Below are 16,188 nucleotides of genomic sequence, written 5' to 3'. Positions count from 1 at the left end.
CAGGCTGATTTGCTCATACTTGATGAATGGGGGTATCTCCCCCTTCACCAAGAAGGTGCCAGATTGTTGTTTGATATCATTTCTACATGTTATGAGACTAAAAGCGTCATCATAACAACCAATATTGAGTTTGGTAGATGGAAAGGTTTCCTGTTTGATGAAAAGCTAACTGCGGCTATCGTTGATAGACTAGTGCACCATTCTCATATGCTCATATTTACAGGCAAAAGCTACCGCATGATGAATTCATTAATCAAGTAATAAGGTTAGTACTGGCTATTGTATTTTTGATTGCCAAAAGTTGTACTTTTCTATTGCCAAACACACTTCCGGCAATAGTGCTTAAATCCATGAGTGTTGACATGGACCTGACCATATTGTTTATGACGTTTTTAGGCTTTGGATTTGGTGCGATAATGACTATAATAGCAATAATACTCGGCAAAAACAAATATCGAGAAGAAAAAGGCATATATGCTATCACGGTCCCGGGATTTAATATAGGACTTTTTGCATATCCTCTGGTGCAAACAATTTGGGGACTAAGTGGCATGATATACATTATTATGTTTGATGTAGGAAATGCATTCATTGTTTTTGGCAGCAGCTATTTTCTTGCAAAATATTACAAGGAAGGGGATGCTAAGTTCAGCATAGGGTTTCTTGCTAAAATCTTGGGAAAATCAGTTCCATTCATGTCTTACATGATAGGAGTTGCAATGAGCCTGTCCGGACTTCGTTTTCCGTCGATGGCAATGGGCGTTATAGATGTATTAGCAGGAGCGAATATGCCGTTGGCATTGTTGCTGCTTGGGATTGTCATACAGTTAAGAATTGAAGCAAAGGATTTGCGCACAGTAGGAAAGATTATTTTGACAAGGTATACTGTAGGGGCTTTGTTTGGAGTATTATTGTATTTGATGCTTCCGTATAATCCGGTATTGTCCCCCATGTTTTTAATTATGTTTGTGCTGCCTATAAGCATGAGCTCGCTACCTTACTCGGTGCAATTTAATTATGATGTGAAGCTGGTAGGCACGGCAAACAATATGACGATTATACTGAGCTTTTTCATCATTTGGGCAATATCGGCTTTTTCGTTTTAATAAATAAGCAAAATCGATTATTTTGGATGCAAGCAGCATCCTTTTTTTATATTGAATTTAATAGAATGTGACATTTTATCAAGTGAATCTAAAGGTGACATTATCACAAGTTAACAACACAAAGTGAAGTTGTGTCCTTGACAAGACCTTGTAAATATGATAACGTTATTTATGATGATAATGATAATCATTATCATCATAAATAGATTGGGAGGGCGTATGGCATGAAAAAAATTGTCGTAATATATTGGTCAGGTACAGGAAATACTCAAGCAATGGCAGAAGCGGTTGCAGAAGGAGCAAAATCTAATGATGTAAAGGTAGATCTTCTGAATGTAAGCCAGGCTAAGATTGATGATGTAGAAAAAGCAGATGCAGTTGCCTTGGGGTGCCCATCTATGGGTGCGGAAGTTTTAGAGGAATACGAGATGGAACCCTTTGTTGAGAGCTTATCTGGCAAGATCAGTGGCAAGCCAATAGTCTTGTTTGGATCATATGGATGGGGTGACGGTGAGTGGATGGCTGACTGGGAAGAAAGAATTAAACAGCAAGATGCAAACTTGTTAAAAGAAGGCTTGATTATAAATGAAATGCCTGACGATGAAGGCATAAATAACTGCAAGGAACTGGGTTTAATGTTGGCAAAAGAGATTGCTTGAAAATTAGGTGAGATAGAAATGATGAAATTAAAAACCAAGACCGAGATCGCAAATTACATAAATAGAATGTACGAATACGATGATTTTGATCTTTTAATGCATAAAATATGTTTTCATGGCGCGGCTACCATCAATAGAGTAAAACCGTCTTTTTTGATTTGTTTAAAAAACAGTTCATCCTTCAAATTGAAAGATATTTGGGAAAAATACAAACATGAAGTTAAGGAAACGGTGCCTTTTGATTATAAAGAGCTGAAAACATGCAGGGACGGGGTTAACGTCTTGTTCTACAGACGTGACTGGCTCAGTAGAATAATCAATAGCAACAAAGTTTACCAGTACTTGCAATGCAATGGATACAAAGGGGTAAAATCAGTTGAAGATGCCTTAGAGATATTAAGCGACCGTTATTCTAATGGATGCCCTGATGAAATTGGAGTATTCTTAGGCTATCCGTTAGCAGATGTGGTTGCATTTTCATCTGATGACAAACAGTGCAGCATCTGCTCTGGATACTGGAGAGTTTATTCTAACGCTGACAGAGCAAAAAAGATATTTGATGTATATGACATAGCTAGATCAAATATTGTGGATTCACTCGAAAAGGGTATAAAGCCTCAAAAGATAATAGAGCTGGCTTCATAAAATAGATCAAAAAACAACCAAATGAAATTAAGTAGCTGTCAGGATTGTACAGACACCCATTTGTGCTTGAATTTGATTGAATCAAACTGCCCAGGGTAATATTATCTTAAGATAGTTAGGTTGCATTATAAAATCTGGGAGGTGTAATAGTGAAGCTTGCAAAAACAATTGGGTGGATGGGATTGCTGGCCATGACGCTTGCCTTGGCTCAAGGCTTTATAAAAGGTGATTTCTTTGCAGATGGTGGAGAGATCATTTCGAATCCATGGGGAATAGTTTCATTGGTGGACTTGTATGTGGGCTTTGCGTTGTTTTCCTGCTGGATAGCATTTCGCGAAAAGAAATTGTTTGTAACCATACTGTGGATAGCAGCGATGATGATTCTCGGTTTTTTTGCAGGGAGTGCCTATGTAGTCCTCAATTTATACACTAGCAAGGGAGATTGGTTGAATTTCTTTTTAGGTTCCCAAAAAAAGATATTGTTAAAGAAAATATACAATTAAAGAAAATACCTCTCGAATATTGGATTGTTTCTAATAACGAGAGGTATTAATATGCTGATTTTTACTGGAATGTCCTGCCTCCATCCAGCAAGATCACCTGGCCATGGATGTATTCAGACTTGTCTGATGCCAAAAAGCTGGCTAGATAAGCTACATCTTCCGGTTGACCTATCTTTCTTATAGGAATCAAATTTCGTATTTTATTTTTACTCTCTTCATCAGGATAGAGATTTTCCAGCATTTCGGTATGTATGACTCTTGGTGCTATTGCATTTACGTTTATACCTAAAGGACCTAGCTCCTTGGCTAGATTTAAAACCATTGCGTTAAGTCCCGCCTTTGATGCTACGTAATTAAGTCCACCCCCTGTTCCTGTGTAAGCAGAACCGGAAGAGATAAATATTATTTTTCCATATTTGCTTGACCTAATGTGATCGATAAATGCCTTGAGTGTAAAGAATGCTCCATTTAGATTTACATCTAGCACTTGGTGCCAAGTGGCTTCGTCGATATCATCAAGGGGTTGTTTTATTGAAATTCCAGCATTTAAAACCAAGATGTCTATTTTGCCCATGTTTTTTTCCACTTCCAAGGTCGCTGATTTCAAACAGAGAGAATCGGTTACATCGCAGTTGATGAAGTAGGCCCTGCCCCCCTCAGCTTGAATTTCACTTACAGTCTGTTTTCCTTCGGATTCCAAAATATCCAGCACTACTACTTGAGCACCTTCTTGAGCAAAATCTTTAGCTATAGATTTGCCAATTCCACGTGCTGCGCCGGTAATCAGTGCTATACGGTTTTCTAACAACATACCCATCACGGCTCCTTATATTTTATGATTTTATATTAACATAGTTTAGTCAAAAATTAAAAGCATGTGAAATTATGAAGATTGTATTAGGATTATTGTTATGGTACCATATAATATATTTAAAGCACTAAAGTGCAAAACAATTAAGCGGAAAAGACCTACATTAAGGTGTTTTCCTTTTGAGGTGTAATCACGTAAATACAAACGTCAAGCGTTAACAAACTTATTAACAGTAATAGACGAAAAGCTGTGGTCTGAGTCACCTCCGAACAGTCAAAGCTGTAAAATATGAAATACAGATCCACAGTGCTTTTATAAATATATCAAAGATGGAAATAGACACCCAGAGAACCTGGGAGAAAGGAATTAATTAAATCACCATCTAATGATGATTTGATTATACGAGAAAATATGAAAACAATATCTGAGTACGTAGGAAAATACATGGTAAAGTGGTTGACAGTTGCAACTGTAGTGGGCGTTGGAGGTGGTTTTTCTGCAGTTGCATTAAATAAGTCAATCGATTTGGTTTCAAGGATAAGCAATAACTTTCACATAGGCTTGACGCCATTGATTGGAGGAGTTTTAGTTTCGATGATTTATCTTTGGGATAGAAATGCCTCCGGATTTGGAACTGATCACTACATGAATGAAGTGAATCGCCATGGTGGGTATTTAAAAGTGAAGACATTGTTCAGCAAATTAGCGGCTACTGCAGCGACTTTGGGCTTTAATGGCAGTGGCGGGGTGGAAGGTCCTATGTTGGTTATGGGTGGAAGCATGGCAGATGTAGTCTTAAAAATACCCTTTATAAAAAATAAATTCAATAAAGAAGATAGACGGATATTAACAATATGTGGTGCAGCAGGGGCAATTGGGGCTATTTTCAGATCACCCTTAGGAGGGGGAATATTTGTCGTAGAGATATTATACAGATCGTCGCTTCATTACGGAGATTTATTTCCTGCAATGCTCTCTTCTACGATGGGTTTTGTAGTATATAGCATGATATCTAAACCTACACCTTTGTTTCTGATTCCGGATTATCTGCCGGATGTATACAATGTTCCTTTTTTAATCTTGGCTGGAATTTTAGCAGGGATAGCATCTTTAGTATTTATGAGTGTTTTTTCATATAGTAGACAAATATTTAGCCGGATACCGTATTCAAAGATTCACCCGGTTTTGGGTGGGGCATTGACCGGTTTGATTTTATTGGTACTACCTAACGTGGGAGGAAAAGGTAATTTTGTTATACAGGAAATGATAGACATGGATTTTCCTATTATGATTTTGCTTTTGCTTTTTATTGGGAAGATACTGGCCACTTCATTTACAGTAGCCTCTGGAGGGAGCGCAGGTCTTGTCATACCTGCGTTGTTTGTTGGAGCTCTAGCCGGAAATGGAATATCTACATTAGTGGCTAATGGCAATTTAGGTCTTTCATCATCATTGGTAATAACAGGAATGGCGGCCAGTCTTGCCAGTATTGCCAACGTTCCAGTTGCGGCTGCTATCATGCTAGTTGAGATGGTGGGATTGCGCCTTGGTGTTCCAGCTACATTGGGAAGCATCATAGGTTATGCCGTAGGACATAGCAAGGTAATCTACGGTATAAATTCACCTGACCAGTGGCAGTATGAAGAAATGAAAGTGTGGAGAGATTTGGATGCGAAAGATGAAAGCCATTGAATACAGTTATATTATGGCCACTTAGTTTAAATATAGAAAACAGAGTGTTAATGGAGGTGATTGTTTGATAAACTTCTTATCGGTTTTTATGATCTGCTTTATAATTAGTGCGGTTCTGTTATTTTTCTTAGGTGGAATAATTCTTGAAAGCATCTGGGGAGCATTAATGTTCTTCTCGTTTTTGATGGCTATTTTCATAAGCATATTTATTAATCAGGAAGAGAGAATAGAGGGATTAGAGAAAAGGCTTGAAAAAGTAGAGGAAAATCAATAGACGCAGTTAACAAAAAACACGATAACTGCGCCTATCTAGGATTTTATAAGAGCATTGCAAACCCTATCAGGGTGCCTGCAATTATTCCTGCATTGGCTAAATGGCTGTGAAGACCATTTGCCTGGGGAACCAACTCGTCGTTTACGATGTAAATCATCGCTCCCGCTGCAAAGGCAAGAGAACCTCCTATCATAGCGGTAGATATACCGAATACTACCAGACCTATTGTAGTTCCTACGACGGTCATTAAACCAGCACCTAAAGTAAATAGGATGACCTTTAGGCTAGATAAACCGCCAGCCTTTAAAGGACCTGCTACCGCCAAACCTTCAGGGATATTATGCAGCCCTATGGCAAGTGCTATGGACATGCCAAGTTCGGGACTAGCTTCAAGTCCGGCACCTATGGCTAGACCTTCCGGAACGTTATGGAGAGCGATGCCGAAAAAGATCAGATATCCTGTGCGAAGAATTTTTCGTTCTTCATGTATATGTGATGCGTTTTCGACGATCAGTTCATCGCTTGTTGACATATGGGCATGAGGTAAAAATACATCTAGAAGATACATCATGCCGCATCCGAGAATAAAACCTGCGACGACTACAAAGAGCGATTCGCCAAGCTCATAAGCCTCAGGCATCAGCTCGAACAGTGATACGGCTATCATGATTCCTCCAGCAAACCCAAGCAAGGCTGCCATCGTTTTCCTGCCCGGCTTACCGAATAACATTAAAATAATTGCTCCCAATGCAGTGGAGCTGCCAGCAAAAAAACTATAAAGTAAACTTTCCATGTTGCCTCCTTCAAATGATGTAATTAATAATACTTTAATGTATTTATATCAAGGGAGCAAGGGTTTTAAACATATTTGGTATTAAAAATGACATTTTCCAAACGTTAGTGAAGTTTGTTTTTGTTTTAGAAGACTCCAATCGGGTAAAAACTCTAGATTAAATGCGTAAGAGGTGCAACCATGAATAAATCTAGAATTAAAAGAGAAGAAGAAACTGTGGTGGTAATGATTCGGATGTACTGCAAGAAAAATCATGGCCAAATTCATCTATGCGATGAATGCGATGAGCTTGAAGCCTATGCTGTAAGCAAGCTTAGAAAGTGCACTTATGGAAATAACAAGCCAGCCTGCAGCAAATGCAAAACTCACTGCTATAAGCCGGCTATGAGAGAGAAAATCAAGAGAGTAATGAGACACAGCGGACCGAGGATGATCTTTTATCACCCGGTTATGGCAGTTATGCATATATATGAAAAGGTAAAAGGTGATATGGAATCTGTATAATTTCAGCGAAATATTTTTCGTCAATATTTTGGGCAATATTAGTAATAACACTTAAACCCTGAAAGTTAATATGAAATAGAATTCCGTTGGGGGTATTGATTGAATTTATTTGGTTTATAAAGTATATATAATGCGATGTAAATAAAAATAACATACATAAATGACAGTGGTTTCAGTATAATGTAATTATATTGTTTTATTTAAAGCGATAAATCTAAAAGACGAGTGGAGATATAAAGATGAAAAAAAACGTCATATTACTTTTAATAGTTGTGGTTGTTATTTTAATTACAGGTTGTTCGAACGCTCCTAAACCTGAAACTACAGTTGAAGGATTTTTAGAGGCCTCTAAGGAACTAGATATTGTTAAGATGGCTGAGTTCGTGGAGAAATCTGAAATAGAAGATCAAGAGATATTTGATGAATTTGAAGAAATAGAAGAAGGTAGTCTTGAGGCGTCTTTTATGGATTACCTCAAGGAGAATGCTTCAAAAATGACGTATGATATCAGTGGAAGTACTGTAGAAGACGACAAAGCCACTGTCGATGTAGATGTCAAATATGTAGATGGCGGATCTGTTATGAAAGCTACAATTGTCGAGGTGTTCACCAAGGTTTTTGCAGGTGCTTTTGCGGGGGTCGAATACTCTGAAGAAGAGACAAATCAAATTTTCATCAGCGAGCTAAACAATCAAAGGGAAAAAATTACCGAGACATTTGTAGAGAAGAGCATTAGAATAGATTGTGTTCTGATAGACGACAAATGGTACATAACAAATTTAGATACAGAAATCCTAGACGTTATACTATCAAATTTTGTGTCAGTCAGCGAAGAATTGGATGAGGATTTTTCTGACGAAGAGTAGCAGTTGAGGATGGTGCCATCCGTATTGTAGCAAGAGGTAAATGGAAGCAATATATCGGGCATGTAGAGAAAAACCTACAATACCCGATAGTTTTTTAATCAAGCTCTGCATAAACCTTGTGGAGCTTTTTGTTTTTTCTAACTCCAAGCTTTTCAAATGCATCATCTAAAGCTTTTAAGGTCAGATAGATCTTTTCTTCATGGCAGTTTTCTCCCATATGGCCGATTCTGAATATCTTGTTTTCCAGAAAGTCAAAGCCACCACCTATCAATATTCCAAAATCGTCTTTCATAGTATCAAACAGATTCACAAAGGATACCTTCTTTGGCAACAGTATGGTGGTAACTGTGTTTGAAAACCCAGAATGTGCATATAACTCAAAGTCGCAATCGATAAAAGTTTTCCTGACTTTTACAGATATATTCTCGTGGCGGGTTATAAAACCGGGCTCTTCAAGTACATTGAGTACAGCTCGGTGAAGCTGGTGGATGTTGCTTTCCGGCTGGGTGTAGGGGAATGACTTTTTTTTGTACCAGTTTTCCCATATCAGTAGATTGCAGTAAAAGCCTGTTATAGGAGTTTCTCTATTTTTCATGGCATCCCATGCATCAGGGCTGATGCTTAAAATAGTCAACCCGGGAGAAGCAGATAAGCACTTTTGGGATCCGGCTATTACAACATCCATCTTCCATAAATCAGTCCAGATAGGTTCTCCTCCAAAAGCAGATACGGAATCTACAATAGTGAGAATTCCTCTGCGTTTTAATAGAGGACACAGTTTATCTACGGGATTTGTTATTCCGGAAGGGGTTTCGCAGTGTACAAGGGTCGCAAGCTTGAAGCCGGTATTCTCATCTAAAAAATATGATAGTTGCTCAACAGCAATCTGATTTTTAAGGTCGCAGTCATAATATGTTACGTCTGCACCATAGAGCTTAGCAAAATCTCCGAATCCTCTGCCGAATATGCCGTTATTTATGCACAGCACCTTGTCACCAGGCTCGATTAATGAAGCACAGCTTGCTTCAAGTCCAAGTATTCCTTCGCCGTTTAAGATAAGAACATCATTTTGGGTATTAAAGATACTTTTCAAGTTATTGCAAACTCCGTAATAGTGCTCAACAAAGTCTAAATCTAAATCCGGGTTTGTAACAGGGGCGAGAAATGCGTTTTTAACATCTTCACTTATCTCTGTCGGTCCTGGTGTCATTACAAGCTTTCTTTTCAAAGCTATTCCTCCTTATGCGCTGTGCGCATTTACGATTTTTTTTAATGCAGGCAAAATAAATAGCGCCACGCTACCGAATACAAGCTGGGTTATATTTCCCGGAATCGACGTAATAGGTGAGATAAGGTTTCCGTAGAGGATAACCTCTGTTAGATAATATCCTGCAACCATCCATATTCCCCCTGCAATGATAGCCAAAATGTTAAGGTAAAGGCTGTCTGCCGAGTTGTTTTTTGAGTGGGATATGCTTCCTATGATGTATCCCATGATGCCACGGACAACAAAGGTAAAAGGAGCCCATATTGCCCATCCAGACAGTATGTCGAAAAGTCCCATACCGAATGCGCCCGCTATCGCACCTTTGTTTTTACCGAAAAGCATAGCAGAAAGAAATAGTGCCACATTCCCTAGATGTATGAGTCCTCCGTTTATTGAGATTGGAAGACGTATGTTTATGAACATCGTTGAAACGAATACCATTGCTATTAGCAGACCGGTTTCCACCAAGTCTCTGGTTTTGATTGAATTAAAGCTGTTTATTGTCGTTTGATCTTTCATTGTTTCAAACACCTCCGTATTGTTTGCTATAGAATATAACAGAAGTGTCATTGTGTAAATGTGCAGATTTGAGTTTTTGAGCAAGGACAGATGCGAAGAGAACGACATATCATGTTTTATCGATTTATTTTTCGTCTCTTGATTCTAAATATAGAACCAGGTGTATAATCTAGTTGAGAGGGTGTGATTCTATGACATCAAGATTTGGCATAATTAAAGTGAAATATCTTGGAATGTTTCTCATAATTTTTCTGGGTCTAATATTTCATGAACTGTACAAATCGACGGATATTTTTTTGCTGGGATTTTTCAGCCCTGTTAATGAAAGCAAATGGGAACACTGGAAAATGACTTACAGTCCGATGGTAATAGTTGCTGCGCTGGAATATATATTGATGAAGCAGAGAGTAAACAACTACGTGTTTTCGCTGGCTGTGGGTATCGCGGTCTTCCAAATTACGACTTTTGGATTGATTGAAGTTTATGAAATATTATTTGGACACGGAATATTATTTGTCCACGTTATTACCTTTCTAGTGGGTGGTGTTTTTGGTCAATTGGCAAGGTATAAGATTATGACATATACAAAACCTTCAAAAATATTATTCTTAGTCGGGGTATTTTATTTGTTTGTTCAACTGACGGTATTCTTATTATTTACAATTGATCCCCCGAGGATGGATTATTTCAAAGACTCAATTTCAAATACTTATGGAATATTTGAGCTAAGATGAAATGGGAAAATACTTTAGACAAAAGTTCAACACAAGTTGAAATTTGTTGTATTATACTTTTTTATAATATAATTAAAATTGGTATGTTGCGAATATATTAGAGGTGGAAAATGATAAGATTACCAGTAAGGCAGCTAGTGGAAAGGGTAATGCGCAGCGGAGATATAGACGGTGGTTACGTTTCTCGAGATAGGATGCTGGAAGGGGCCATAGCTCACAGATATCTGCAAAAGAAAAATAAGGAAATAAACGATTCATACCGAAGCGAGGTTGCGCTGTCGGTAGAATATGAGCATGAAGATCTCATCTATTCCATAGAAGGACGAGCAGATGGAATTTTTATTAAAGAAGGTATATGCTTTGTAGACGAAATTAAGACTACGCGTATAAATGTTAAAACACTAACTGAAAATCATGACCTCACCCACTGGGCTCAAGCGAAATGCTATGGCTATATTTTTTGTGCACAAAATAAAATGGCAGAGATAGGTATTCAACTTACATATCACAATATAGAAGACAAAGAAACAAGGACCCTCGCAGAGATATTTGGAGCTGAAGAGCTGGAAAATTTCGTAAAAGTTCTTGTAGAAAGATACTCCAAGTGGGAAAGGCTGTCACTGGACTGGAAAGAAATGCGAAACCAATCAATTAAAGGTCTTAAGTTTCCATTTGATTCATACAGACGAGGTCAAAGGGCATTGGCAGTGGCTGCATACCGTACAATCGAAGGAAATGCAAAGATTTATGTTCAAGCGCCGACAGGTATTGGAAAGACAATATCTACACTTTTTCCTTCAATAAAGGCTATGGGCGAAGAAAAAACGGGAAAACTGTTTTATTTGACCGCAAAAACAATAACCAGGCAGGTAGCAGAAGAAGCTTTCGAAAAAATGAGGTCACAAGGCCTTAAGATTAAGACTATAACACTGACGGCCAAAGAAAAAATCTGTTTTATGGAAAAAACCATATGCAAGCCGAATTATTGCAGGTATGCCAAAGGACATTACGACAGGGTGGATGATTGCGTGTTGGAAGCATTGAGGGAGTGGGATGAATTCTCTAGAAATGTGGTTGAGAAATGCGCTCAAAAGCACATGGTATGCCCCTTTGAGCTGTCATTGGATCTTTCCTTGATGTCTGATTGCATAATATGTGACTATAATTACGTGTTCGATCCGAGAGCATACTTAAGAAGATTTTTTTCAGGAGGAGAAAGTGATTATGTATTTCTAGTTGATGAAGCCCACAATCTGGTGGACCGTTCCCGAGAGATGTTTTCCGCTTCAATATCAAAAACTGAACTATATGGGATAAAAAAGGAGTTCAAAGGTCAAAACAGTCTATTGGATAAAATATTAAAGAATATAAACAAGAGTTTCTTGGATTTTAGCAAAAAGTGTGAGAACGGAAATTTGATACAATGGGATAGGCCTGATGACTTCTTAAAATTAATGGAGAATTATGCGGCGATTTGCGAACAAATGTTAAAAGAAAGAAATAGCTTGTCGGAAGAAGGAGAATTTTTGAAAGTCTATTTTTCAGTTTTGGGATTTTTATCTGTTGGTGATTTATACGATGAGAGATACGTGACGTTTGTACAGACTGATAGAAGAGATGTAGTCATAAAGCTGTTTTGTATCAATCCGAACCGACTTTTATCAGAAGCTTTCGATAGAGGGAAGTCCTCGGTACTGTTTTCTGCCACATTTACACCTCTAGGATACTTTAAAGACCTATTGGGTGGAGATGAAGAAGATAAGGTTATGTCTTTGGAATCTCCTTTTGACGAGGACAACCTGTGTATTATAGCCGCTGATAAAGTATCAACAAAATATCACCGGAGGCAAGAGAGCATAGGAGATATATGTGATATCATTGAGAAGGTTGTGTCTAAAAAGACAGGAAACTATATGGTCTACTTTCCCTCATACAAGTATATGGCAGATGTATACAAAGAATTTAGATCCAGATATCCAGAACTAAAATCCCTATCACAAGAGTCGTCTATGTCTGAAGCTGAAAGAGAAATTTTCTTAGATTGTTTTAAAGATAATCCAAAAGAATCTCTTGTAGCCTTTTGTGTTCTTGGTGGAATATTTTCAGAGGGAATAGACTTGATTGGCAGCAGGCTTATCGGCGCGATAATAATCAGTGTAGGTTTGCCTCAGCTTAATGTACAACAAGATATAATAAAAGATCACTTTAATAAAAAGAACAATAAGGGATATGACTATGCCTATATATATCCCGGGATGAACAAGGTGCTACAAGCGGCAGGGAGGGTTATAAGGTGTGAAAAGGACAAGGGAGTCGTTATGCTCGTAGACGAAAGGTATGGGCATAGAAACTACAAAGGGCTATTTCCCAGTCATTGGAGAAGCGTAAATTATGTTGGAAATTATTCTGAGGTAGACCGAGTCTTGGATGAATTTTGGAATAAATAACAATTGCACTCAATGGGCAAGCTGAATATAATATTCTCATTGGGGTTTTTATGAGAGGATTAATTATGAGAGAAAAAGACTATAGTTTAGAAATTTTAAGGATCATGTCCATGTTCATGGTAATTGCCATTCACGTTGCAAATTACTATTGTAGAAATCTTTCCACCGTGGAAAGTTTTTCTTATTTGGGAGCAACATTTTTTAACGCACTATCAAGAACTTCCGTCCCGATATTTTTTATGATAAGCGGTGCTCTAACACTGGGCAAAAGATACGATCATGAAAAAAACAAGAATAAGGTTTGGGGGTTTGTCTTTACCCTTGTATTTTGGACTTCTATATATTATTTATGGAATACCAATTACCTTGGAAAAGACATGGAACTTATCCCGACGATTATAGAAAGCATATTTAAACCGGTGAAGCCGCATCTGTGGTTTATGTACCCCTTTATAGGGTTGCTTATAGCGTTGCCATTTGCATCGGTTTTGGTAAAGAACATGGACAAAACGTTAGAGAATAAGTTTGTGAAATTATGGATGTTTTTTTCGGGAGCAGTCCTTGTTTTCCGGATGGGTTTTGATTTGCTTGGAATTTCCACAGCCATAAATTATAATGTGCCCATAGTCCAAGGGACGTATTATCTTGGGTATTTTATAGTTGGATATATTCTATACAGAAGAATTAAAAATAATGGAATCCGTCAATTTAATTATTTTATATGCTTCTCAGCGTATTTTTTATCAATATTGGTCATGTGGCTAGGTACATTCTATCTATCGGTACTAAAACAGAGTTACTATGACTGGATCTACACCTATAGAAGCATATTTACGATGTTTGCCACCTTGTCGCTATTTGCTTTGGTTGTAGCGATGTATAAACCTCAGAGGCTAAAAGCAAAAAAAATTATAGACAATGTCTCAAAAGCGTCATTTGGGATATACTTAATACATATGATTCCTCTTGAGATTATACAAGCAAATTTTGATATGATAAGCGTAAACGGATTTTTAGGAGTGCCGGTATTTACAGGCATTGTTTTTATTGCCTCTTATTTGATGGTGTCAGTGATCAAGAGGGTGCCTGTGTTAAACAAGTTCACTTAAAGATATTTCAATGCGCTGTTGGCAGCTAAAACTAGTTGTCGATAGCGCGTTTTTTTCGATGCGAACATATGCAGCGGCATGTGTATCTATTGGTATATGATGGAAAAGACCGGGCAGAAACAGTCGGAATTAAAAACTTGTGAAGCAGTCTAAATGGTGGGACAATGAAGATATGGGATAGAAAATTTTGCTGTCTTAAGGAGGGGTCTATTATGATAATAGGTGTGCCAAAAGAAGTGAAATAAAATGAAAATAGAGTTGGATTGACCCCAAATGGCGCCAGGGCACTTGTTGAAATAGGACACAAGGTAATCGTTGAGGCTGATGCAGCTATTGAAAGCTTTTAAACCGGCATAAGTGATTGGTGGTTTTTTGGGTATAATTTCATATAAGAAAGTTAAATATAAATTATTATGCTCTATGAAAAGGGGGCCTGATCATGATCACAGAAAACATATTGGATATCATCGGCAATACTCCGATGATAAGCTTAAAAAAGATGACTGGTTTCAACATATTTGCAAAAGGGGAATACTTAAATCCGGGAGGGAGCATCAAGGATCGAGTGGCTAAATTCATGATAGAAGAGGCCGAAATTAGGGGAGACCTCAAGCCGGGAATGACAATCATGGAATGCACTTCCGGTAATACAGGCATAGGAATCGCCCTTGTAGGAGTTCGAAAAGGCTACAGGGTCGTAATAGTTATGCCTGAAAACATGAGCGATGAAAGAAAGAAAATAATCAGAGCTCTCGGTGCCGAGTTGATTTTGACCAAGTCCAGCGACTACATAAACGGTGCAGTATGTGAGACGGCAAGGCAAAAAGCTATGGACCCGAATATCTTTGTCGTGCAACAATTTGAAAATCCAGACAATCCTCTAGCCCACTACAGAACAACTGCAGTTGAATTGTGGAGACAGATGGATAAAAAGGTGGATGTTTTTGTCTCAGGCTTGGGAAGCGGAGGCACATTGGAAGGGATTGGTCGCTATATTAAGGAAAGAAATCCCCAAGTTAAAATAGTGGCGGTAGAACCTAAAAATGTTTCGGCTCTTCTCGGTCATGAACCTGGTCTTCACAATATTCAGGGAATCGGAGACGGGTTTGTTCCTAAAATATTGGACGTAAGGCTCATAGACGACATCATTGAGGTGTCTGACGAGGATGCTGTGGCAATGGCTAGGGAGCTTGCGAAGGTGCAGGGAATTCTGGCTGGTACGTCTTCCGGAGCAAATGTATGGGCAGCAGTGCAGGTAGCTAAAAAATATGGTGAAGATAAACGAATAGCAACTGTAATTCCCGACAGGATAGAAAGGTATTTCAGCACATCTTTGATTTGATACCCGAAAGGACCAGGAGGCGGTAAAATGATAAAAGTAGAGGATTTGACCCTTACTTATCCAAGCGGCAAAGGGATTTTCAATGTAGACTTTACAGTAAAGACAGGAGGCATCACAGGATACTTGGGACCTAACGGGTCCGGGAAGACTACGACTATAAGGGCTCTGATGGGATTTATGAGGCCCGATTCAGGCATCTGCAGCATAAACGGGATGGATTGCAGGACCAAAGCTACCCAGATTCAAAACATACTTGGATACATACCGGGAGAGATATCTTTCTTTGATCAAATGGAAGGAGACGAATTCCTAAACTTCATGTCAGATATGCGAAGGACAAAAAATGAAAGAAGAAAAAACGACCTCATAGAGCTCCTTGACTTGAATCCAAAGGGAAAGATCAAAAAATTTTCAAAGGGCATGAAACAAAAATTAGGTATCGTGGCAGCCTTCATGCATGACCCTGAGATACTGGTACTTGACGAACCTACCAGCGGGTTAGATCCTCTGATGCAAAATGTATTCATAGATCTTGTAATGGAAGAGAAAAAAAGAGGCAAAACGATTTTAATGTCAAGCCATATGTTCGAAGAAGTCGAAAGAACGTGCGATGATATAATCATCATCAAAGAAGGGAAAATAGTCACTGAATCTGATGTTGGGGCTTTGAAAAAAGCACTAAGGAAAAGCTATCTCATCAGACCTAAAAACATGGACGTGGGTTGGGATATCATGCAAAACAAGGGGTTTGAAGCGACAAAGTTTGCTCCGGACATAATTGAAGCTTATATCGGTGGTGACGATGTAGACAGATTTATTAAAGCTGTTGCAGGATTTGAAGTTGAAAGCCTTGATGTAAGACATCAGTCCTTGGAGGATCTGTTCCTTGAATTCTACAGCAAAGGAGGAAATTAGCC

18 protein-coding genes and 1 pseudogene are annotated in these 16,188 nt (G+C 38.4%); 15 read left to right on the top strand and 4 right to left on the bottom strand.

Features of this window, described 5'->3' with window-relative positions; translation table 11 throughout:
- The 5 genes from BUB93_RS10615 to BUB93_RS10595 all read left to right on the top strand — a co-directional run.
- Positions 1-261: ATP-binding protein (locus BUB93_RS10615; protein WP_159432049.1), on the top strand; the 261-nt coding region annotated here is incomplete at its 5' end.
- A 53-nt stretch (positions 262-314) separates the two neighbouring features.
- The gene (locus tag BUB93_RS10610) at positions 315-1,106 is read left to right on the top strand and encodes an AEC family transporter (RefSeq protein WP_143159101.1); all 792 of its coding nucleotides are present in this window, start codon (positions 315-317) and stop codon (positions 1,104-1,106) included.
- Between the two features lie 224 nt (positions 1,107-1,330).
- Positions 1,331-1,765: a flavodoxin gene (locus BUB93_RS10605; protein WP_073271964.1), complete on the top strand. Its 435-nt coding sequence runs from the start codon at positions 1,331-1,333 to the stop codon at positions 1,763-1,765.
- Positions 1,766-1,783: 18 nt separating this feature from the next.
- Positions 1,784-2,410 carry a DUF3793 family protein gene (locus BUB93_RS10600; RefSeq protein WP_084117260.1) on the top strand — a complete coding sequence of 209 codons (627 nt, stop codon included), beginning with the start codon at positions 1,784-1,786 and terminating at the stop codon, positions 2,408-2,410.
- A 149-nt stretch (positions 2,411-2,559) separates the two neighbouring features.
- Positions 2,560-2,913, top strand: a complete 354-nt coding sequence (locus BUB93_RS10595; RefSeq protein ID WP_084117258.1) for a DUF1475 family protein — start codon at positions 2,560-2,562, stop codon at positions 2,911-2,913.
- A 61-nt stretch (positions 2,914-2,974) separates the two neighbouring features.
- Here the strand turns inward: BUB93_RS10595 and BUB93_RS10590 are convergent, their stop codons facing one another.
- On the bottom strand, positions 2,975-3,730 hold the full coding sequence (locus BUB93_RS10590; protein ID WP_073271961.1) for an SDR family NAD(P)-dependent oxidoreductase: 756 nt from the start codon (positions 3,728-3,730) through the stop codon (positions 2,975-2,977).
- A gap of 405 nt (positions 3,731-4,135) precedes the next feature.
- On the opposite strand from BUB93_RS10590, the gene BUB93_RS10585 reads away from it, so the two are divergent.
- Both BUB93_RS10585 and BUB93_RS10580 read left to right on the top strand, forming a co-directional pair.
- A complete protein-coding gene (locus tag BUB93_RS10585; protein WP_073271957.1) occupies positions 4,136-5,416 on the top strand; it encodes a chloride channel protein in 1,281 nt (426 codons plus the stop codon).
- 64 nt (positions 5,417-5,480) lie between these two features.
- On the top strand, positions 5,481-5,690 hold the full coding sequence (locus BUB93_RS10580; protein WP_073271954.1) for a hypothetical protein: 210 nt from the start codon (positions 5,481-5,483) through the stop codon (positions 5,688-5,690).
- Positions 5,691-5,733: 43 nt separating this feature from the next.
- Here the strand turns inward: BUB93_RS10580 and BUB93_RS10575 are convergent, their stop codons facing one another.
- A complete protein-coding gene (locus tag BUB93_RS10575; protein ID WP_073271951.1) occupies positions 5,734-6,483 on the bottom strand; it encodes a ZIP family metal transporter in 750 nt (249 codons plus the stop codon).
- A gap of 180 nt (positions 6,484-6,663) precedes the next feature.
- Between BUB93_RS10575 and BUB93_RS10570 the strand changes: the two genes are divergently transcribed.
- Positions 6,664-6,987, top strand: coding sequence for a nitrous oxide-stimulated promoter family protein (locus BUB93_RS10570; RefSeq protein WP_073271947.1), 324 nt, complete (start codon positions 6,664-6,666; stop codon positions 6,985-6,987).
- Between the two features lie 239 nt (positions 6,988-7,226).
- Positions 7,227-7,853, top strand: coding sequence for a hypothetical protein (locus tag BUB93_RS10565; protein ID WP_073271944.1), 627 nt, complete (start codon positions 7,227-7,229; stop codon positions 7,851-7,853).
- Between the two features lie 94 nt (positions 7,854-7,947).
- Here the strand turns inward: BUB93_RS10565 and BUB93_RS10560 are convergent, their stop codons facing one another.
- Together BUB93_RS10560 and BUB93_RS10555 are read right to left on the bottom strand one after the other, a co-directional pair.
- Complete coding sequence (locus tag BUB93_RS10560; protein ID WP_073271941.1) at positions 7,948-9,081, bottom strand: pyridoxal-phosphate-dependent aminotransferase family protein; 1,134 nt, start codon at positions 9,079-9,081, stop codon at positions 7,948-7,950.
- Between the two features lie 12 nt (positions 9,082-9,093).
- Positions 9,094-9,639 (bottom strand): ECF transporter S component, encoded by a 546-nt coding sequence (locus BUB93_RS10555; protein ID WP_073271938.1) that lies wholly within the window; start codon positions 9,637-9,639, stop codon positions 9,094-9,096.
- Between the two features lie 191 nt (positions 9,640-9,830).
- Between BUB93_RS10555 and BUB93_RS10550 the strand changes: the two genes are divergently transcribed.
- The 6 genes and pseudogenes from BUB93_RS10550 (at position 9,831) to BUB93_RS10530 (ending at position 16,186) form a co-directional block, all read left to right on the top strand.
- Complete coding sequence (locus BUB93_RS10550) at positions 9,831-10,373, top strand: DUF6512 family protein (protein ID WP_073271935.1); 543 nt, start codon at positions 9,831-9,833, stop codon at positions 10,371-10,373.
- A 110-nt stretch (positions 10,374-10,483) separates the two neighbouring features.
- Positions 10,484-12,820 carry an ATP-dependent DNA helicase gene (locus BUB93_RS10545; protein ID WP_073271931.1) on the top strand — a complete coding sequence of 779 codons (2,337 nt, stop codon included), beginning with the start codon at positions 10,484-10,486 and terminating at the stop codon, positions 12,818-12,820.
- Positions 12,821-12,885: 65 nt separating this feature from the next.
- Positions 12,886-13,929, top strand: coding sequence for an acyltransferase (locus tag BUB93_RS10540; protein WP_073271928.1), 1,044 nt, complete (start codon positions 12,886-12,888; stop codon positions 13,927-13,929).
- 257 nt (positions 13,930-14,186) lie between these two features.
- Positions 14,187-14,276: pseudogene (locus BUB93_RS11575) on the top strand (hypothetical protein); the annotation flags it as partial.
- A gap of 92 nt (positions 14,277-14,368) precedes the next feature.
- Complete coding sequence (cysK, locus tag BUB93_RS10535) at positions 14,369-15,271, top strand: cysteine synthase A (protein ID WP_073271923.1); 903 nt, start codon at positions 14,369-14,371, stop codon at positions 15,269-15,271.
- Positions 15,272-15,298: 27 nt separating this feature from the next.
- Positions 15,299-16,186, top strand: a complete 888-nt coding sequence (locus tag BUB93_RS10530; RefSeq protein WP_073271920.1) for an ABC transporter ATP-binding protein — start codon at positions 15,299-15,301, stop codon at positions 16,184-16,186.
- Positions 16,187-16,188 lie beyond the last annotated feature (2 nt).

Origin of the sequence: Alkalibacter saccharofermentans DSM 14828 (assembly GCF_900128885.1) — a bacterium.
GTDB classification, from domain to species: domain Bacteria; phylum Bacillota; class Clostridia; order Eubacteriales; family Alkalibacteraceae; genus Alkalibacter; species Alkalibacter saccharofermentans.
This window is presented reverse-complemented; position numbering and strand designations above follow the sequence as displayed.